Source organism: Chryseobacterium aquifrigidense (genome assembly GCF_006716485.1).
Taxonomy (GTDB): Bacteria; Bacteroidota; Bacteroidia; order Flavobacteriales; family Weeksellaceae; genus Chryseobacterium; species Chryseobacterium vietnamense.
This window is the reverse complement of the sequence record NZ_VFPD01000001.1, coordinates 475296-494179: the sequence shown is the minus strand read 5'-3', so window position 1 is coordinate 494179 and position 18884 is coordinate 475296. Positions and strand designations below refer to the sequence as shown.

Sequence of the window (18884 nt, the reverse complement as noted above, 5' to 3'; positions counted from 1 at the left end):
ATAAGGCCGTTTCACAACTCGTGAAACGGCCTTATCTTTTTTAGAATATATTGTATTGAAAATTATTGTTTCAGCTGACTAAAAATCTTTTGCAATGACAACCCATTCATTGGCTGCATTTCCAAATACATTTGCCGCGATTGCAAAAATTGTAATTCTTTTTTGATCATTTACTGTCCCTAGCTTTACTCCATTAGAACTTGTAGGGGTTGAACCAAGTAAACTAACTGCTCCTCCTGCAGCCACAATAGATAAAGTCTTTCCTATCTGGCTATTGGAAGGAGTAGGCAATGTTACAGAGATACCAGGATTCGAACACCAGATAACAGATTCATTTCCGGAAGCAGTAAAAGATGCTGGCGTAAAAGTAAGGGATACAGGACCAGCCAACAAGTTGTTTAAAGGTGCTTTTTGAATATCACCAGAGCTATTGATAGTCAATACATCAGTATTTCCACCTCCTGATGTAAGATTTGGAAGATTAGTTACACGAATCGGGTTACTATTTGCACTTACCTCCAGTACCCTTTGAGGGCTTGTTGTTCCAATTCCAACTCTGTTATTGGCAGCATCTACAGACAGACTGCTTCCCGCAACAGAAAAAGCATTTGTGGCTGTCCCTGTAAAAGCGAGTCTATTAGCTCCCTGCGTAACGGCACGGTTTCCGGTAAGAGTCCCATCCGTATTATAAATATTAGTAGACGCAGGTGCGGCTGGCAAAACTTTCCATGTTGCCAAACCATTAGCATCGGAAGTTAAAACCTTATCTGTACCCTGTGTTCCATCTACGATTTTCAAAACTCCACTTGTGGCGGATTCAATATGAAGTTTATTGGTAGGAGCTGTTGTACCAATACCTATATTTCCTGAAGATTTGATAGTCAGCCTTGGCGCAAAATCCGTAGCATTTCTGGTGAAAAACTGCAACCCGGCATAACTATTGGCTGCATCACGGTCAATACCTGTAATGGTAGCCCCGGAAAGTCCTGTTTCAGATGTTGAAGGAATGAAACCCAGCTCTGCAAACTGTCCACCGGTGCTATTTAAATTATACAGCGTAATATTTCTTGATACTCCTTGCAGACATGGGGCACCACAATTTTCAATTCCTGCAGAAATGGTATTGGTTGTTGCTCCAGAGCTATTTTGAACAGACAGAGAAGAAGAAGGTGCTATGGTACCAACCCCCACTCTGTTATTTGCAGCATCTACTGAAAAGTTTTTACCATTCACTGAGAATGCATTGGTCTGCGTTCCTGTAAAAACCAGGGTATTAGCCCCTTGTGCAACGATACGGTTTCCACTAAGAGCGCCATCGGTATTATAAATATTGCCTGCTACTGCATTTGTAGGGTTGTGTAGCTTTACCCATGCTGTTCCATTGTAATAATAATACCCGGCAGCATCAATATTTACAGCTGTCCCTGACTGTGATCCGGTAGCTATGCTGTTTACAAAAATTAAGGTTGAAGTAGGAACACTTATCATGCTTTGTGCCCTTTGTCTGTCTAGGCGGGGAATCAGCATTCCATCTACATTGGAGGAAGTACCTGTTGAAGATTTTGCAGTTGCATCAAAAGTGGCAGCAGGATTTGTTGTATTCACTCCAACCTGTCCATAGGCAGATAGTCCTACTCCCATTAAGGAAATAAAGATAGTTTTTTTCATCAGTGTGTTTGTCAATTAATTTTCAAATATACACAAAAAGCAAAAACTTTAGATAAAATTAACTTAATTTAACAAAAATAAAACATTTAAACAATATATTTTTTATGAAATTAATATTAAAATTTTTAATTTAATACTATATTTTATATAATGTATTTAGCAATTTATATTGTTAAAAAGGAAATTTACACACCATATCTGTTTTTTTTCAACATCATAAATCTGCCACAACAGAATCATTTTACTCTATTGTTCCTGCAACTCACACTCCAATGTTAGATCTGATTTTATCAACTCACCCCAAAGAACATTCTGAGAGTTTCCAGATTTTTCTTATCATTTCCTACGAAGATTTCATTATCTGTTATAAAAACAGGTCTTTTCAGGAAGGTATAATGATCCAATAGTAATTCTTTACAATCTTTTTCAGTCAATGCTTTTACATCCAGGCCTCTCAATTTGATCTGAGTAGATTTTTTACTGAACAAAGCTTCGTATGATTTCGTTTTTTTATGCATTTCTGCCAATTCATCTTTCGTGATCGGCTCTTTTTTGATTTCGCGAAGTTCCCAGTCTGTTAGATCAAATTGGGCTAAAATTTTTCTGCAGGTATCACATGTGTTGAGATAAAATACTTTCTTCATTACGTTTCTAAATCTGTTATTGGTTAAAATTCCCTTTCATTGAAAGTTTCGTCTTTCAAAAGTAGGATTTATTCTAAAACTTTGGAAATTATTAAATAACTTTATTCAAATTTTATAAAGATGCAGAACAAGCCTATTACTTTTCAGTTTATTTCGGAGCCTTCAGATGTTAATTACGGAGGAAATGTACATGGAGGAAGTGTTATGAAATGGATTGACCAGGCCGGTTATGCATGTGCGACAACCTGGAGTGGTAATTACTCTGTTACCGTTTATGTTGGTGGAATCCGTTTCTATGATCCTATTAAAATTGGTGAAGTAGTAAAAGTAGACGCCCAGGTAATCTATACCGGAACTTCAAGCATGCATATCGCGATCAATGTTTTTTCAAGAAACCTGAAACAACCTAATTTTGAGAAAAAAACCCATTGTATCATTGTTTTTGTGGCCGTAGATGAAAATGGAAAAAAGCTCCCTGTACCGAAATGGATTCCGGAAACAGAAGAAGAAAAACAACAGGAAATTTATGCTAAACGTCTGATGGAGCTGAGAACACAGATTGAGGATGAGATGAAACCGTTTTTGTAGAGACGAGGTGCGGGGTAAGGTGATGCGAGTTGCGGGATGCGAGTTGAGGGGTTCGTGGATTTAAAGTTTAAGGTTATAGCAACTAATTACAAGACTAACCACATTATATGAAGAGTATTTTTACCTTAATGATATTGCTCATGATGGCTTTGGCCCAGGCTCAGACGCATCGGTTTATTTATGAGCTGCAGTATAAGATGGATTCCACAGAAACCACTTATGAGAAGCTGAATATGATACTGGATATTACCCCAAAAGAGGTAAAATTTTATGGAAGAAATCTGATCACCACAGATTCTTTAAATAAAAAATTCGGAATGAATACCAGTCATACCGATATGTCCGGACAGATAGTGAAAAGAAAAATCAATTCTTTTGATAATGAAAATTTCATCAATATTAAAAATGGATATTACTCCTTTAAAACTACGGATAAAATATACTGGTCCATTTCCGATGAAACTAAAAAGTTAGAAAACTATACTTTGCAAAAGGCCACGACACAATTTGGAGGGAGAAACTGGACAGCCTGGTTCTGTAAAGATATCCCTTTTAATGAAGGTCCTTTTAAACTCCGTGGGTTACCGGGTTTGATATTTGAATTATCTGATACGAAAAAGAACTTCATTTATCATCTTATTAAAAGTCAGGAGCTGCCGGAAGAATACCCGACCGATAGTTTTGTGGAATCTAATTTCGGAAATAAAGCCATTCCCATCAATGAAAAACAGAAGAATAAGCTGATCATGGAATTTTACAACGATCCTTTTGCTTTTGAAAGAAACAATTTCAGCAAATCCAATACCGATTTGAGAATTAAAATCAATGGGAAAGAAATCCGTAACGTGGATGAGCTGAACACCCAAACCAAAAGTATGCAGGAGGTCATAAGAAAATACAACAATCCTGTTGAAATCGATAAGGCAATACATTATCCGATCTATTAAAACTCTGATATATTTTTAAAGTTTGGGCTAAAGCCAGTGGAAATTGTGAAATTTATTTGGGCGGGCTAAAGTCCACCTCTATTGATCCTGACATACGGATATTTAGTGATAATAACTTTTATCTTTTATCTTTTATCTTTTAACTTTTATCTTTTATCTTTTTACCATAATTCATATATTTGTATTATCAAAAGGAAATGGTGTTCTTCCTTACCCAACCGCTTTACAGAAGCTGATGACGCCTGATTAAAAGATTATTAACAAATAACTAATCAGGATTATTATGTCAAAAAGTCAACGAACACTTGGTAAAAAAGCAGTTTTTCACACCCATTTTTTCTTCAGAAAATTTCCGGCGCTTCCTTATATTTTAAAATGGCTCTTCATCAGTATTATTATTGGTGCTTTGGTAGGAACCGCATCTGCAGGATTTCTTCAGTCGTTGGAATGGGCAACACGTTTCAGGGAAAACCACCTCTGGCTGATTGCTCTGCTTCCTGCTGCAGGATTTCTGATAGGACTTCTTTACTATTATTTCGGAAAAGATGTGGAAGCAGGAAATAACCTTTTGATTGACACCATTCATGAGCCCAAGGGAATAATTCCGTTTAAAATGGCACCTTTTGTCTATCTGGGGACAATTGCAACTCATTTTTTCGGTGGCTCAGCAGGTCGTGAAGGAACAGCACTTCAAATGGCAGGCGCTATCGCAGACCAGCTTACGAAACCTTTTAAGCTTGACAGAAACGAAAGAAAAATATTGATTATTTCTGCTATTGCCGCCGGATTTGGTTCTGTTTTTGGAACTCCATTAGCAGGAGCTGTTTTTGGCCTTGAGGTTTTCCTGATCGGAAGAATTCGTTACAATGCCATCTTTCCTGCATTTGCTTCTGCAATTCTGGCAGACTGGGTTACCAATCTCTGGAAAGTAAAACATACTCATTACCATATTGATTTTATTCCCAAACTTGAGTTTTTACCAATTTTATACAGCATTCTGGCCGGAATAGCTTTTGGAATATCCGCTGCTGCTTTCAGTAAACTCATTCATTGGATGGGCTCCTTTTTCAAATCGAAAATTAACTACCCCCCGCTTCGCCCTGTTGTGGGAGGAATCATTATAGCGCTTGCTGTTTTTGCAATAGGCACTACCCGCTATATAGGATTAGGAGTTCCTGTGATTGTAGAATCTTTTGAAAAGCAACTTCCTTTATATGATTTTGCTTTAAAAATAATCTTTACCATTATTACGCTTTCAGCTGGATTTAAAGGTGGAGAAGTTACTCCTTTATTCTTTATCGGAGCTACATTTGGCAGTGCTTTGTCTCTGTTTATTCCCCTGCCTTTCGGATTATTGGCAGGAATGGGATTTGTAGCTGTATTTGCCGGAGCAACCAATACTCCTTTGGCCTGTATGCTGATGGGAATTGAATTATTCGGAGCTGAATCCGGTGTGTATGTAGCGATCGCCTGTGTTGTTTCCTATCTTCTTTCAGGACATAACAGTATTTATACAAAACAAAAGATTGGAGAAGCAAAAAACAGAAGATTTGAGAATCAGCAGGACAGATCGATTTCAGATTTTTTATAATGGGTTACGAGATTCGTAGTGCGAATTGCGAGGTGAATGATTCGGGATGCGAAGTGCGGGATGCGAAATCACAGCTATTGGTTTATTTTGTTACTGGTTATGGGATTCTGGTTATGTATTGGTTCTTAGTTGTACACTTATAACACCTTGAAACCTGAAATCCCGAATCCCGAATCCCGAATCCCGGATCTCTCAAATCCTTAGAATCCCCCCGAAACTCGCAAACCCTCAGACTCCAAAACCCCGAAACCCACAACACGCATCTCATCACCCTCAAACCTCCCACTCTCAAACTCTCCGCTCCCCTTCTCCATTTCCAACAATAATTCGTAATTTTACCTCATGTTCGATTACAGATTAAAAGTTTTCCATACGGTAGCTACCCGATTAAGTTTCACTAAAGCTTCAGAAGAGCTGCACATTTCACAACCCGCTGTTACTAAACACATTAAAGAAATCGAAACTCAGATAGGCGCCAAATTATTTGACCGTAAAGGAACTTCTATCCAACTGACTCAGAGCGGAAAAATTTTGTTTGAACATGCAGAGAAGATCAGAAATATCTACCGTGACATGGAGTTTGAGATCAGTCAGATCAGTCAGCAGCATAAAGGGAAACTGATTATCGGCGCAAGCACAACTATTGCCCAGTATATTTTACCTGAAATTTTAGCCAAATTCAATTCTTATTATAAAGATATTAAAATTGAACTTCTTACAGGAAATACGGAAACAATCTCAACTCTTTTAAAGGAAGAAAAAATTGATCTGGGTATCATTGAAGGGGAATCGCAGTCTTCTTATTTTGAATATACAACTTTTAAGCCTGATGAAATTGTTCTGGCTGCCAAATCTGATCACCCTCTTGCCCATAAAACGTTACATTTAAAAGATTTGTATCAATTGGATTTGATCTTCAGAGAACAGGGTTCCGGGACTTTGGAATTTATACAAAACAGACTTAAAGAAAAGGAAATCAATATCCATGAACTGAATACCATTATGCAGCTGGGAAGCAGTGAAAGCATTAAGAATTACCTTCTCCACTCGGAATGTATGGCATTTCTTTCCATCAGTACCATTCTGAACGAATTGAAAAATAGTATCCTGACCGTTATTGATATTAAAAACTTTAGTATTGAAAGAGATTTTCATTTTATCCTGCCAAAAGGAGACCAGTCTGAACTGATTAAGCTTTTTCTGAGGTTTGCAGAATAAACCATTATGATGTAAAATCCATTAGTAATAGAAAATCCTATTATTTTTTAGCATGATTATTAAAAATATACGCAGCTTTTAAGTTTTGGCTAAAGCCAATGGAATTTTATTTTCTTTTGGCTGGGCTAAAGCCCAACCCTATTGATACAGCCAAGCAAATAGTAAAATTTAATGACAAGATCTTTTATCTTTTATCTTTTATCTTTTATCTTTTATCTTTTATCTTTTATCTTTTATCTTTTATCTTTTATTAGTTATAACTTTTAGTTATCCGACATAACAAAATACAATTTACTTTGTAATACTATTTTCCGGAATTTTGGTGCAGATTTTAAAAGTTCGCATTATGAAAAATTTCATCCGGAATGAAATGACCCGAAAAGTATTTTTTATTGTATTAGCCGTTTTATGCCTTACTCCACTTATATCTTCACCAATCGCTCTGGCTCTAGGTTTTTTCCTGGTTGTCCTTATCGGAAATCCTTTTGAGAAACATCTTCATCAATATATTCATTTACTCTTACAGATTTCAATTGTAGGTCTGGGATTCGGGCTGAAACTGGATGAAGCGCTTCATGCGGGAAAAACAGGTTTGTTATTAACTGTTGTAAGTATTTTTACAGTAATGGTTTTGGGATATTTTCTGGGAAAAATATTTAAACTGGAAAGTCCTTTATCCTATCTTCTCTCTGCGGGAACAGCTATTTGTGGAGGGAGTGCTATTGCAGCAGTGTCTCCTATTATTAAACCCAGCACAAAGCAGATTTCCCTTGCGCTCGCTATTGTTTTCACCCTAAATTCTATTGCATTGTTTGTTTATCCCGCGATTGGGCATCTTCTGAATCTGTCACAGGAACAGTTTGGACTTTGGTGTGCCGTAGGAATTCACGATACAAGTTCCGTGGTGGGTGCAGCCAGCAAATATGGTGATGAAGCTCTGAAAATAGCCACTACAGTAAAACTTGCCCGTGCGTTATGGATCATTCCTGTATCACTGATCACCATGTTCATTTTTAAAAGTAAAGATTCCAAAATAAAGATTCCATGGTTTATCGGTTATTTTATTGTGGCCATTCTTTTGAATACTTATTTCCCGTTTTTTGACCACTTCAGTTCTTCAATTACTGTTTTGGCAAAATCCGGGCTGAATCTGACTTTATTTTTGATCGGTTCTACCCTTTCTATTCAAACGCTGAAATCAATCGGATTAAAACCTTTGGTTATAGCAATTATCCTATGGGTCACCATAAGTGTTGGCAGTCTTCTTTACATTATCTATTAAAAAGAGCAGAACCCTTTTGGAATCAAAAGGGTTCTGCATATTAAATGTGGAAATGCTTATTTCGTATTGAAATAATTTCTTAAACCTCTCCGCAAGTATAAACCTGCAGACAGCCCATATATATTGAGCAATAATCAGGACCTGTTACAGCACCTGAGCAGCTGCATCCGCAAAGAGATAAATCCGGCTTACCGCTTACTCCACCTGTAATATTTTTCAAGTCTTGTTTTTTCAGTTTTTTAGCATTTTTCATAATGTTCATGTGGTTTAGTTTTGATTAAAAATATAGTTTTAGTTACTTTCCAAAGTTAAACAAATATTAATTACACGCAACAAAAATCAATACAAAAATTAATAATTTATTGATTATAACTTCATTATTGTATTCAAAATAAGGAATAATGATTTGTTTTTTTTTAAACAAGTTAAATTATTCTGTAAATTCAAGATCTCTGTCGTGGGTCTCTGAAATGGTAAGCGAAGAATAAAATGCCAGCCCGAATACCACCACTCCTACTATAGCAGCACTTTCCACAATCGCGAAATGACCTTTAAGGGAATCAAAAGCAAATATCATTACCGGCACCAATCCCCTTACCATGTTGGGAACCGTTGTGGTTGCTGTATTCCTGATATTGGTCCCGAACTGTTCTGCCGCCAGTGTTACAAACATGGCCCAATATCCTGTTCCAAATCCCAGCCATACACAAAACATGTAATATTTTGTTTCCGTATTGGTATTTCCGAATAACATGAATGCCACCCCGATCAGCGTGAAAATCAACATATAAAAGATGGCCATTTTCCGTGATTTTAAAGCATGGGAAATAAAACCACTCAAGAGATCACCGACAGAAATCCCTACATAAGCCCACATAATTGCTTTTCCGGGGTTGATGTCCTTTATTCCTAATTCAGGAGCAAACTGATTAGCCAAAACAGCCAGAATCCCTATGCAATACCAGGTAGGCAATCCTACTGCAATACATTTTAAATACCTTATCAATCTGTCTTTATTGGTGAAAAAGGATAGAAAGTTTCCTTTGGAGACATTTTTATGCTCAATATTTTTATAAATCCCGGATTCGGATACGCTTATTCTCAGTACCAATAACATAATTCCCATGATCCCACCGATAATGTAAGAAATATTCCAGCCTCCGGCCAGTTCTACGGTAAGCTGAGCTACAACTGCTCCCATTAAACCAAAACCCGCAACAACGGAGGTTCCGATTGCCCTTAAACTTTTCGGCAGACTTTCAGAAACCAGTGTAATTCCAGCTCCAAGTTCTCCAGCTAACCCAATACCTGCAATAAACCTTAAACCTGCATATTGGTACAGCAAATGCTCTTTTGGAAAATAAGGAAGGAAACCACAGGCAATATTCGCTAAAGAGTATACTAAAATGGACCCAAAAAGTACAGAAAGTCTTCCTTTTTTATCTCCAAAAATACCCCAGAAAACGCCTCCGATAAGAAGTCCTACCATCTGACAGTTTAAAATAAAAGTCCCGTCCGCATCCGGATTAAGCCCCAAAGCTTTTAAACTGGGTATTCTGACAATCCCGAATAAAAGGAGGTCATAGATATCTACAAAATAGCCGAGCGCAGAAATAATAACGGGGATAGAAAAAATGTACTTCAGTTTTGAAGACAGGGACAGTTCTTGCATTTTTAAGTTTTGATAAAAATAAAAAACCTTTCAATTTCTTGAAAGGTTTTTATCAAATATCTTTTTCTGATTATTATCTGGCAATATTCACAGCTCTCGTTTCTCTGATTACTGTTACTTTTACCTGTCCCGGATACGTCAGTTCATTCTGGATTTTCTCTGAGATATCGTAAGAAAGTTGAGAAGCTACTTCGTCATTTACTTTTCCGCTCTCTACCATTACTCTCAGTTCTCTACCTGCCTGGATCGCATAAGCACTGGATACTCCATCGAAGCTTAATGCAGCAGATTCAAGATCTTTTAATCGCTGGATATAAGATTCCAACACCTGTCTTCTTGCCCCCGGTCTTGCTCCTGAGATTGCATCGGCAACCTGAATAATCGGAGATAATAATGATTTCATTTCAATTTCGTCGTGGTGAGCTCCAATAGCATTTACCACTTCAGGGTTTTCACCGTATTTCTCAGCCCACTGCATCCCTAATAGTGCGTGTGGTAATTCTGATTCCTGCTCAGGAACTTTACCAATATCGTGTAGAAGACCTGCTCTTTTCGCTAATTTTACGTTTAATCCTAACTCAGCAGCCATGGTTGCAGCGATGTTTGCTACTTCTCTTGAGTGCTGTAGTAAGTTTTGTCCATAAGAAGAACGGTATTTCATTCTACCTACGATTTTGATCAATTCAGGGTGTAATCCGTGGATTCCTAAATCAATGATCGTTCTCTTACCTACTTCAATGATTTCCTCCTCAATCTGTTTTCTAGTTTTTTCTACTACTTCTTCGATTCTTGCCGGGTGAATTCTACCATCGGTTACCAATCTGTGAAGGGATAGTCTTGCAATCTCTCTTCTTACAGGATCGAAACATGAAAGAAGGATAGCTTCAGGAGTGTCATCAACAATAATTTCTACTCCGGTTACCGCTTCTAAAGCACGGATATTTCTACCTTCTCTACCGATAATTCTACCTTTTACTTCATCAGATTCAATGTTGAAAACTGATACTGAATTCTCGATAGCCTGCTCGGTTCCAATTCTCTGAATCGTCTGAATAACAATCTTTCTTGCTTCATTCTTGGCATTCAGCTGAGCTTCTTCCATAATGCTCTGAACATGTGCCTGCGCTCTTGTTTTTGCCTCAGCTCTCATAGTTTCCACCAATTCTGCTTTAGCTTCCTCTGCGGTATAATTAGAGATTTTTTCAAGTATTTCTACTTTCTTGGCAGTAGCTATATCTAATTCCTGCTGTTTTCTGTCCAGAATTTCGTTCTTCTTAGCATAATCTGCAATCTGCTTGTCTAAGTCTTTTTCAAGCTTTCCTGTCTTGCTAAGTTCATCATTCAGCTTATGCTCTTTGTCTTTCGTTCTCTTTTCAACTTCCTGCATTTTCTTTTCGCGGGATTGAATGTCAGCGTCATGCTGTGATTTCAATTCCAGGAATTTTTCTTTAGCCTGAAGATTCTTTTCTTTCTTTATGGATTCAGCTTGTACGTTAGCTTTTTCTATAAGGTTTTCGGCATTTTTCTTGGCATCATCTATGATGAATTTTGCTTTAGTATTCAGAGAACTTCTGGAAAAAAACATTCCCACGACAGCTCCGATTACTAAACAAACAACACCGACTATAACTTCTATCATAATTTATATTGAGTTTTAATTGTATTCATATCCTTGTTCAATAAAAAAAGCCCACAATAATCCAGAGATTGAGAGTAAACTCCTAATCAACACGATTTGAACTGATTTCCACTGTCTGTAATCCGGAAATCCGGCACGCCATTCGATGGACATTTGTTCGGTAATTGTTTAGCGTTGAGTTTACCTTTAATGTGTTAGAATTATTGTAGGCAGTACTTTTCAGGAAAAAAAATCTATTTCCCGATTTCATTCAACGACTGATTAATCTGCGTTAATCTTTCGTTGGTTGAATTAATATTTTTTTCGTAGTTCAGAGAAAATACCTCTGCATTGGTTCCCAGTTTAAGGGCGCACATTGCCAAAGCATCCTGTTTATCTCTTACATCGAAATTCTGTTCAAAATCTTTAATCATATTCTCGATCTGCTTCCCTACTTTACGCAAAGTTTCTTCCTCTGCTGCCGGTACGTTCAGCGGATACACTCTTCCTGCAATGTTGACGGTTATTCTCCTTACCTCCATTATAATCCACTGTTTTGAAGCTGAGCAATACAGAAATCAATCTCTTTTACCAATCTGTTGATATGGTTTTTCATTAACCTATTGTGTTCAGGATTTCCTGATATTGCTGAATAAAGTTTTATATTTTTTTGTTCTTCTGCTAATACCTGATTCTTTCTTCTCTCCTCATCATATTTCTTCTTCAACTCTTCATGCTCAATATTTAATTCTTTTAAATTTTCTGTAAGATTTTTATAGTTCTTTTGCAGAGTCGAAATCTTTCTCTCTAATTCTGAAAAATTGTTTTCTAAATCTTGAAGCATTTCAGGTTTGTATATTCTAACTAAAAGCAAAAATAAAAAAATAATAACACTAACAAAAATAAAACACTCTATATTTTGATATAACAATAAAAAAGGAGGCGCTAGTGCACCTCCTGTGTATTTTTCAATAGAATATTTTTATTCAAATTTCAGAACGAACATTACTGCTCTTGTCTGCAATGTAGAGATCGCAGATGACCAGTAAGGAGGTGTAGTAGCGTTATCTGCCACTTTTTCGTTGTTCATGAAGAATGTTCCTCTTACCGCAGGAGTCAGTTTAAACTTGTTGAAATAAAACTGAATACCCATTTCTGCAGACCAAGCAAAATTATGTGTTGTGGATCTGTAGATTCCCTGCATGTTGTCATCTGTAGAACTTGAGTTAGACTGAAGGTTGACCACATAGTTTACCCCTGCAGCAACGTAAGGTCTTGAATTGTACCATCTTTGACCATGAAGTTCCAGAAGCACCGGAATATCAATCAAAGTAGATTTAATTTCTCTTACTTTATCCTTTTCCTGTAAAGGGAATGGCATAAAAGGAGGATTGGTTAAAGATCCACCTGCATAAATGTCATTGGATTGAGTATTAAAAGTCAACTGTCTTTGCGCAAACTGTAATCCTGGTTCTACTCTTACATCAAGATAGTCATTCAGTCTCCATTTTGCAATAAGCCCGGCACCGAAACTATAACTTTCCTTAGAGGTAACAAGGTTTTCATTATCATTCATCCCATATTTCGGATGCAAAACAATGCGGTAATCCAGTCTGTTCCCGTTCAAATAAAACCCCCAACTGAATTTCTGTTCGTCGAAATCTTCCAACTTATCCATTCTGTTTCGGGTTCTGAATTGCGCGTTTGCAAAAACGGCAACATTTACTGAGGTTAAAACCAGTGCTTTTAATAGAAATTTATTCATAGGTTACTTTGTTGCTTTATAAATTGTGGCTATACCTAAACTTAATTTTTTATATTCAACTTTCTTAAATCCCGTATCTAAAAGAATTTGCTTCATCTTCTCCCCGAAAGGAAAAGCATTTACAGAATCCGGAAGGTATGTATACGCCCTATTATCCTTAGAAACCAATCTGCCGATGGCAGGTAATATATTTTTGAAGTAAAACATATAAAATGGTCCCATGAAACCCTCAACCTTTGAAAACTCCAGTATATAAACACTTTTGTTATCTTTAACTACTCTTCTTAACTCTGCCAAACCTTTGGTAAGGTTTTCAAAATTCCTTACTCCAAATGCAACGGAAACAGCATCAAATCTATTGTCCTCGAAAGGTAAATTTTCTGCATCTCCTTTTTGCATGGAAATTTTGCCGTCTAATTTAAGTTTTTTTATTTTAATAACGCCAACATTCAGCATTTGTTGTGATAAATCTAATCCAACTACTTTAGAACCGGTTCCTTTTTCAATAGTAATTGCCAGATCTCCTGTTCCTGTAGCCACATCCAGCACTTCCTGCGGATTATCATTTTTCATCCATCTTACCAGTTTATTTCTCCACAGAACGTCAATTTTCATGGATAAAACATGGTTCAGAAGGTCATACTTCGGTGCAATGTTGTCGAACATATCCTCTACCTGGCTTTTTTTTGTAGCCTCTGAATTGTAGGGAGTAACTTTGGTGATATCTTTTGTCAAAACTTAAAACTTGTAATATTCTTTGTAATAATTTAGGTAATCCTGCTTTCTGAAGATTTTGGATCGTGACTCCACTTTCTGGATATTTTTGATCACTTTGTCATAGTCTTCATCTACATTGTAATAAAAATCTTCTGTGTAAAGCTTATTGAAGCGTCTTGCTCCTCCGTAATAATCCTTTCCGTCAATAACAGTTTTATCAAGGTTGGCCAGTAACGAATCTTTTTTAAGATTGTATCCGTAATACTGATCATTTACGTAGTAATCCTGATGGGTAATATTAATCAGACCACGAAGTTTATTGACTTCAAATGCTGAATCGTAAAGCATTTTCTTGTTCTGATCAAAAACCTGAATAGAGTTTTTCCCTTTATTCAAATCCACATGCACATACTGCCCCGCAGAAATAATTCCTTCAGATCCGTTATTGATCTTAAAGTAATACGTATTCGGGGTAGGATTATCTACAACATAATAATTCTTCTTGGCTAAAAAAAGGAAGTAGATCCCAAAGGCAACGATAAACGCCACAGCTGCAATAAGTAAGCCTTTTAAGGACGAGTTGTTTTTCATAGATTGTAAAGTACAATTTTTGCAAATTTAATAATATTTTTAATTCTCCGTTATTAATATTAATTATTAACTTTGCATCTTTAAAAAAATCATATAAACGAATGCCGAATACGATCATTATTGGCTCTGGATGTTATATTCCGAACAGAGTTATTGGTAGAGATTACTTCATGAATTCCGAGTTCTACACTGAAGACGGAGTAAAGATTGAAAAGCCTGTGGAAGAGACCATTGCGAAATTTGTAGAGATTACAGAAATCGAAAACAGGAGATTCATTGAGGATGATCTTTCCAACTCTCAAATCGGTTATGAAGCTGCAAAAATTGCCCTTGAGGATGCAAAAGTAGACGGCGAAGAATTGGATTATATCATCTACGCAAGCAATTTCGGGGAGGTTACCGAAAACGGATATGCTGATTTTATGCCTACCATGGCAGCAAGAGTAAAAAATAAACTGGGGATCAAAAACAGAAAATGCGTAACGTATGATATGCTTTTCGGATGTCCGGGATGGGTAGAAGCAATGATTTTGGCTGATAACCTTATTAAAGCTAAAGTAGCTAAAACAATTCTTGTTATCGGAGGAGAAACTTTAAGCCGAGTAACAGATCCGCATGACAGAAACAGAATGATCTTTGCAGACGGCGCCGGAGCTGTAGTGGTAAAAGCAACAGATGAGGAAAATGTTGGAATCATTGCTCACAACACTATTTGTGATAACGGACCGGAATTAAATTATCTTGAAAACCAGCCATCTATCAATAAAGAAGTAGACCAAAAACGTCTTTATGTAAGAATGCTGGGAAGAAAAATCTACGAATACGCTCTTAAAAACGTACCGGTTGCCATAAAAGAAACGATCACAGACGCAGGTCTTTCTATTAAAGATATAGATAAAATCTTAATTCATCAGGCAAATGCTAAAATGGATTATGCCATGATTGAAAGACTTCACAGACTATATGATGTAAAAGAGTATGATCATGCGATCTCTCCTATGACGATTCAGGATCTTGGAAACACCTCTGTAGCAACAATTCCTACTATGTATGATTTAATAATTAAAGGAAAAATGGAGGGTCAATCGTTTAAAGATAATGGTAACATTGTGATGACTTCGGTAGGTGCCGGAATGAACATCAATGCTATCGTTTATAGATTTCCTAAAAAGTAATATTTAAACCATTAAAAATATAAAAGCACAGGGAAGTTTATTCTTTGTGCTTTTTTTGATCAGAACATGCAAAAGAATTTTTTAATCATCGCCGGAATCTTCCTGTTTTTGGAAGTGTATATTTATCAGGCTATCAGAACACTTACCGATAATTTCTGGATCAGAATCGGATATTGGGTCATATCTTTAGCGGTGTATGGTATTTTCGCCTATGAAGTTACCCACTACCAAAGATCAGACAAAAGTATGGTAAGAGCCCAGATCATGATTTCATTATTTTTGATTTTCATTCTTCCAAAAATCTTCGTAGTTCTGTTTTTATTAATTGATGATATTATAAGAACCGGAGGTTATCTGATCGGTTTTGCCAAGCCCTCGGAAAATTTCTTTCCGGAAAGACGAAAGTTCCTGAGTCTTGTAGGATTGGGAATGAGTGGTGTTCTTTCTGCTCTTTTCATAGATGGAATTACGTTTGGGAAGTACAGACATAAAGTGAGAAGAGTAAGAGTAAATTTTGCCAACCTTCCCCAAAGCTTTAAAGGCTACAAAATCATCCAGATTTCAGATGTTCACAGTGGGAGTTTTTCTGATCCCAGCAAATTAGAGCACGCCATTGAGCTGATTAATGAACAAAAGCCCGACCTGGTATTATTTACCGGAGATATGGTAAATAACGTTGCGGATGAATTCAAACCTTTCATTCCTTTATTTTCAAAAATCCAGGCTAAAGATGGCAAATTTGCAGTATTAGGGAACCATGATTACGGAGATTATGTATCCTGGGAATCACCTGCAGCCAAAAAAGAAAACCTTGACACACTGATTAGTTATGAAAAGCAGGCTGGTTTTGATATGTTGAGAAACGAGCACAGAGTCATAGAAAAAAACGGAGAAAAACTATACATTCTGGGCGTTGAAAACTGGGGGCTGAAACCATTCCCTCAATTCGGAAAAATAGATGATGCTCTAAAAGGCGTGCCGGAATCTGCTACCAAAATTTTAATGAGCCACGACCCTACCCATTTTGATTATGTGGTAAAAAAACATCCTGCAAATATCCATTTAACCCTTTCGGGACACACCCATGGAATGCAGTTTGGTCTGGATCTTAAAAATGTAAAATGGTCACCGGTACAATACAAATATCCAAAATGGGCAGATTTATATGAAAGCGAAGGAAAGCTGCTGTATGTCAACAGAGGGTTTGGAGTATTGGGCTATCCGGGAAGAGTGGGTGTATTACCGGAAATTACGCTTTTTGAGCTGAGTTAGAGATGCGGGGTTCGGGATACGAATTATAAGTTGCGAGTTATTGGGTTTCGAGTTACGTGTTACACAAAACATTAAACCCTGAACTTAGAACCTTAAATTCTTTACCTAATAGCTGCAACCTAACACCTGCAAACTAAAAAATATAATCTTTCATACGGGAAGTAGCCATTTCCCGTTCATTGAGAAAAGTAAGGAGGGCATCTAATTTGTCCTCCATTTTTTTGCCCGAAAACAATCTTCGGTAAAAAGGAATATCAAAACGGTATTTGTTGAAATCTGTAAACTGCCATGTGTTCAGATAGATCAGCACAAATTCTTCATTCTGCAAAGTTTCCAGCACCATGTTCTGATAATACTTCATTGGCAGGATCTGAAATACAAAGTCATTATAGGGCAGCTGACTGTACGGAGAGATACTTTCTGGAACAATACTCAAACCATCCTCTTCTGTAATTTCGGTATCTCTTTTGAGTCTTTTGAAAGGAAAAAGAATATTGGCATTATCAATATTGGAGACATAATTAAATTCCATCAGCTTCAAAGTTTCCTGAGCAACTTTTACATCTTTCTGACGAATTCCCCTGATCTGTTTTTCCAAAAGATCCTGAATACTCTTCTTGGCATTTTCTATTTCTTCCGGATTTGACCCTTTATTATAAAAAGCAATTTCATGCCCTTTGGATGAAATTGCTTTTATTAAATTCTGAAGTTTTTCGGTAAGAGAAACCTCTACAAAAAAACTTGATTTGATATCATGAATATCTAAAATTCTAAGAATCGCTTTGGTATTATCTTCAGTGATTTTCAATCGTTCTTCATCAGTAATTTGAGAGCCGTTTTTTACTTCAGCCTCCATACAAGTGATGTTAAAAGTCAATAATACCATTTAAATTAAAATTTATATAAATTCTTTAAAATATTAAAAATCAGATGTTAAAAGCAAAAGTAATTAAAGTATTGCTTTACATTATTAATCCTTAGCTAATTTTATCTTAAGATTTTTAATCATATCTTTTGTCATCTCAGAAATTCCAAAGTCATAGGTAAGACCCCAGTCTTTTTTCGCTACCGAATCATCAATAGAAGCTGGCCATGAATCTGCGATTGCCTGTCTGAAATCGGGGTTATAATCGATCGTAAAATTTGGAATTTCTTTTGTGATTTCTTCTGCCAGTTCTTTTGGAGTAAAAGACATTCCACCCAAATTATAAGAAGAACGAACCGTTACACTTTCTTTTGGAGCATCCATTAATTTCAAGGTTGCGTTGATAGCATCATCCATATACAACATCGGCATTCCTGTATTCTCTGAAATGAAACTTGTATACTTTCCGTCTTCAATTGCTTTGTAGAAAATCTCAACAGCATAGTCGGTAGTTCCACCTCCTGCAGGAGTCTTCCATGAGATTAATCCAGGATATCTGATACTTCTTACATCTACACCATATTTGTCGAAATAGTATTCACACCACTTCTCCCCTGCCATTTTAGAGATTCCGTAAACAGTAGTTGGGTTCAGCACCACATCCTGTCCTACATCATGCTTTGGAATTCCTTTTCCAAATACAGCGATGGAACTTGGCCAGAAGATCTTTTTAAGTAGCCCTTCTTTCGCCATTTCACAAAAATGAAGCAGTGGCTCAAGATTTAGTTTCCATGCGAAAATAGGCTGCTTTTCAGAAGTTCCGGATAAAAGTGAAGCAAGGTGATACACTGTAGTGATCTCGTAATCATGAATCACCTGTCTTACCAATTGGGTATTGGTAACATCCATTCTTTCATAGTGTCCGGCAGAAGTAATTCCTTCCTGCCATCTGTCCAATCCTGAAGCAACAACGTTTTCTGCTCCGTGAATTTCAACAAGTCTGTTCGTCAGTTCGGTACCAATTTGTCCCAAGGCACCTGTAATCAGTATTCTTTCCGTATAGGATTCCATTTTCAGATTTTTTTAGAATTGTACAAAAGTAAAAAAAACATGCCAACCATAATAAAAAAGGTGTATTTAAAAACATTCCCCTGATTAAAGACACTGATAGCCAGCTAAAATCTTCCTCAACAATAGAAATAATCAAATACAATCATCACTAGCTGACATTAACTTAAATTTCAATAATTTTGTTGTAAGAAAAAACAATC

The 18884-nt window shown here is 36.7% G+C and carries 19 protein-coding genes and 1 riboswitch; of the genes, 7 read left to right on the top strand and 12 right to left on the bottom strand.

The window, feature by feature from the left end; genetic code table 11:
* Window positions 1–78 precede the first annotated feature (78 nt).
* On the bottom strand, window positions 79–1668 hold the full coding sequence (locus FB551_RS02195) for a hypothetical protein (RefSeq protein ID WP_142014555.1): 1590 nt from the start codon (window positions 1666–1668) through the stop codon (window positions 79–81).
* A gap of 290 nt (window positions 1669–1958) precedes the next feature.
* Window positions 1959–2312: an arsenate reductase family protein gene (locus FB551_RS02190; protein WP_142014553.1), complete on the bottom strand. Its 354-nt coding sequence runs from the start codon at window positions 2310–2312 to the stop codon at window positions 1959–1961.
* Window positions 2313–2432: 120 nt separating this feature from the next.
* Here FB551_RS02190 and FB551_RS02185 point away from each other — a divergent pair, with 120 nt between their 5' ends.
* The 5 genes from FB551_RS02185 (at window position 2433) to FB551_RS02165 (ending at window position 7938) form a co-directional block, all read left to right on the top strand.
* Window positions 2433–2900, top strand: coding sequence for an acyl-CoA thioesterase (locus FB551_RS02185; RefSeq protein WP_047432118.1), 468 nt, complete (start codon window positions 2433–2435; stop codon window positions 2898–2900).
* 107 nt (window positions 2901–3007) lie between these two features.
* Window positions 3008–3847: a GLPGLI family protein gene (locus FB551_RS02180; RefSeq protein ID WP_142014550.1), complete on the top strand. Its 840-nt coding sequence runs from the start codon at window positions 3008–3010 to the stop codon at window positions 3845–3847.
* 184 nt (window positions 3848–4031) lie between these two features.
* A riboswitch (Fluoride riboswitch) is annotated at window positions 4032–4099 on the top strand.
* A 31-nt stretch (window positions 4100–4130) separates the two neighbouring features.
* Entirely contained in the window at window positions 4131–5438 is a 1308-nt protein-coding gene (locus tag FB551_RS02175; RefSeq protein ID WP_185150196.1) for a voltage-gated chloride channel family protein, read from the top strand.
* 342 nt (window positions 5439–5780) lie between these two features.
* The gene (locus FB551_RS02170; protein WP_142014547.1) at window positions 5781–6656 is read left to right on the top strand and encodes a LysR family transcriptional regulator; all 876 of its coding nucleotides are present in this window, start codon (window positions 5781–5783) and stop codon (window positions 6654–6656) included.
* A gap of 346 nt (window positions 6657–7002) precedes the next feature.
* Window positions 7003–7938, top strand: a complete 936-nt coding sequence (locus FB551_RS02165; protein WP_142014544.1) for a YeiH family protein — start codon at window positions 7003–7005, stop codon at window positions 7936–7938.
* A 79-nt stretch (window positions 7939–8017) separates the two neighbouring features.
* Here FB551_RS02165 and FB551_RS02160 read toward each other — a convergent pair whose 3' ends face one another.
* From FB551_RS02160 to FB551_RS02125, 8 genes are all read right to left on the bottom strand, one after another.
* Entirely contained in the window at window positions 8018–8200 is a 183-nt protein-coding gene (locus FB551_RS02160; RefSeq protein ID WP_047432130.1) for a hypothetical protein, read from the bottom strand.
* A gap of 168 nt (window positions 8201–8368) precedes the next feature.
* Complete coding sequence (locus tag FB551_RS02155; protein ID WP_142014543.1) at window positions 8369–9610, bottom strand: MFS transporter; 1242 nt, start codon at window positions 9608–9610, stop codon at window positions 8369–8371.
* Between the two features lie 73 nt (window positions 9611–9683).
* Window positions 9684–11249, bottom strand: a complete 1566-nt coding sequence (gene rny / locus FB551_RS02150; RefSeq protein WP_047432142.1) for a ribonuclease Y — start codon at window positions 11247–11249, stop codon at window positions 9684–9686.
* A 233-nt stretch (window positions 11250–11482) separates the two neighbouring features.
* Complete coding sequence (locus tag FB551_RS02145) at window positions 11483–11770, bottom strand: cell division protein ZapA (protein WP_047432144.1); 288 nt, start codon at window positions 11768–11770, stop codon at window positions 11483–11485.
* Window positions 11770–12072 carry a hypothetical protein gene (locus FB551_RS02140; RefSeq protein WP_047376863.1) on the bottom strand — a complete coding sequence of 101 codons (303 nt, stop codon included), beginning with the start codon at window positions 12070–12072 and terminating at the stop codon, window positions 11770–11772. Before FB551_RS02140 ends, FB551_RS02145 begins: the two co-directional genes overlap by 1 nt.
* Before the next feature lie 138 nt (window positions 12073–12210).
* The gene (gene porT / locus FB551_RS02135) at window positions 12211–12993 is read right to left on the bottom strand and encodes a type IX secretion/gliding motility protein PorT/SprT (RefSeq protein ID WP_034695972.1); all 783 of its coding nucleotides are present in this window, start codon (window positions 12991–12993) and stop codon (window positions 12211–12213) included.
* Window positions 12994–12996: 3 nt separating this feature from the next.
* A complete protein-coding gene (ubiE, locus tag FB551_RS02130) occupies window positions 12997–13728 on the bottom strand; it encodes a bifunctional demethylmenaquinone methyltransferase/2-methoxy-6-polyprenyl-1,4-benzoquinol methylase UbiE (RefSeq protein WP_047096897.1) in 732 nt (243 codons plus the stop codon).
* A gap of 3 nt (window positions 13729–13731) precedes the next feature.
* Entirely contained in the window at window positions 13732–14301 is a 570-nt protein-coding gene (locus FB551_RS02125; protein ID WP_034695976.1) for a hypothetical protein, read from the bottom strand.
* A gap of 101 nt (window positions 14302–14402) precedes the next feature.
* Here FB551_RS02125 and FB551_RS02120 point away from each other — a divergent pair, with 101 nt between their 5' ends.
* Complete coding sequence (locus FB551_RS02120; RefSeq protein WP_142014536.1) at window positions 14403–15476, top strand: 3-oxoacyl-ACP synthase III family protein; 1074 nt, start codon at window positions 14403–14405, stop codon at window positions 15474–15476.
* A gap of 66 nt (window positions 15477–15542) precedes the next feature.
* Complete coding sequence (locus FB551_RS02115; RefSeq protein ID WP_047432150.1) at window positions 15543–16748, top strand: metallophosphoesterase; 1206 nt, start codon at window positions 15543–15545, stop codon at window positions 16746–16748.
* A gap of 133 nt (window positions 16749–16881) precedes the next feature.
* Here the strand turns inward: FB551_RS02115 and FB551_RS02110 are convergent, their stop codons facing one another.
* Together FB551_RS02110 and FB551_RS02105 are read right to left on the bottom strand one after the other, a co-directional pair.
* Window positions 16882–17604, bottom strand: a complete 723-nt coding sequence (locus tag FB551_RS02110; protein WP_226798599.1) for a polysaccharide deacetylase family protein — start codon at window positions 17602–17604, stop codon at window positions 16882–16884.
* Between the two features lie 114 nt (window positions 17605–17718).
* Window positions 17719–18684 carry an NAD-dependent epimerase/dehydratase family protein gene (locus FB551_RS02105; protein WP_047432156.1) on the bottom strand — a complete coding sequence of 322 codons (966 nt, stop codon included), beginning with the start codon at window positions 18682–18684 and terminating at the stop codon, window positions 17719–17721.
* Window positions 18685–18884: the final 200 nt, after the last annotated feature.

What these genes read in the sequence shown, in the direction of transcription:
- FB551_RS02195 (WP_142014555.1), bottom strand. Translation starts at nt 1,668, where the DNA reads ATGAAAAAAACTATCTTTATTTCCTTAATGGGAGTAGGACTATCTGCC.
- FB551_RS02190 (WP_142014553.1), bottom strand. Translation starts at nt 2,312, where the DNA reads ATGAAGAAAGTATTTTATCTCAACACATGTGATACCTGCAGAAAAATT.
- FB551_RS02185 (WP_047432118.1), top strand. Translation starts at nt 2,433, where the DNA reads ATGCAGAACAAGCCTATTACTTTTCAGTTTATTTCGGAGCCTTCAGAT.
- FB551_RS02180 (WP_142014550.1), top strand. Translation starts at nt 3,008, where the DNA reads ATGAAGAGTATTTTTACCTTAATGATATTGCTCATGATGGCTTTGGCC.
- FB551_RS02175 (WP_185150196.1), top strand. Translation starts at nt 4,131, where the DNA reads ATGTCAAAAAGTCAACGAACACTTGGTAAAAAAGCAGTTTTTCACACC.
- FB551_RS02170 (WP_142014547.1), top strand. Translation starts at nt 5,781, where the DNA reads ATGTTCGATTACAGATTAAAAGTTTTCCATACGGTAGCTACCCGATTA.
- FB551_RS02165 (WP_142014544.1), top strand. Translation starts at nt 7,003, where the DNA reads ATGAAAAATTTCATCCGGAATGAAATGACCCGAAAAGTATTTTTTATT.
- FB551_RS02160 (WP_047432130.1), bottom strand. Translation starts at nt 8,200, where the DNA reads ATGAACATTATGAAAAATGCTAAAAAACTGAAAAAACAAGACTTGAAA.
- FB551_RS02155 (WP_142014543.1), bottom strand. Translation starts at nt 9,610, where the DNA reads ATGCAAGAACTGTCCCTGTCTTCAAAACTGAAGTACATTTTTTCTATC.
- rny (WP_047432142.1), bottom strand. Translation starts at nt 11,249, where the DNA reads ATGATAGAAGTTATAGTCGGTGTTGTTTGTTTAGTAATCGGAGCTGTC.
- FB551_RS02145 (WP_047432144.1), bottom strand. Translation starts at nt 11,770, where the DNA reads ATGGAGGTAAGGAGAATAACCGTCAACATTGCAGGAAGAGTGTATCCG.
- FB551_RS02140 (WP_047376863.1), bottom strand. Translation starts at nt 12,072, where the DNA reads ATGCTTCAAGATTTAGAAAACAATTTTTCAGAATTAGAGAGAAAGATT.
- porT (WP_034695972.1), bottom strand. Translation starts at nt 12,993, where the DNA reads ATGAATAAATTTCTATTAAAAGCACTGGTTTTAACCTCAGTAAATGTT.
- FB551_RS02125 (WP_034695976.1), bottom strand. Translation starts at nt 14,301, where the DNA reads ATGAAAAACAACTCGTCCTTAAAAGGCTTACTTATTGCAGCTGTGGCG.
- FB551_RS02120 (WP_142014536.1), top strand. Translation starts at nt 14,403, where the DNA reads ATGCCGAATACGATCATTATTGGCTCTGGATGTTATATTCCGAACAGA.
- FB551_RS02115 (WP_047432150.1), top strand. Translation starts at nt 15,543, where the DNA reads ATGCAAAAGAATTTTTTAATCATCGCCGGAATCTTCCTGTTTTTGGAA.
- FB551_RS02110 (WP_226798599.1), bottom strand. Translation starts at nt 17,604, where the DNA reads ATGGAGGCTGAAGTAAAAAACGGCTCTCAAATTACTGATGAAGAACGA.
- FB551_RS02105 (WP_047432156.1), bottom strand. Translation starts at nt 18,684, where the DNA reads ATGGAATCCTATACGGAAAGAATACTGATTACAGGTGCCTTGGGACAA.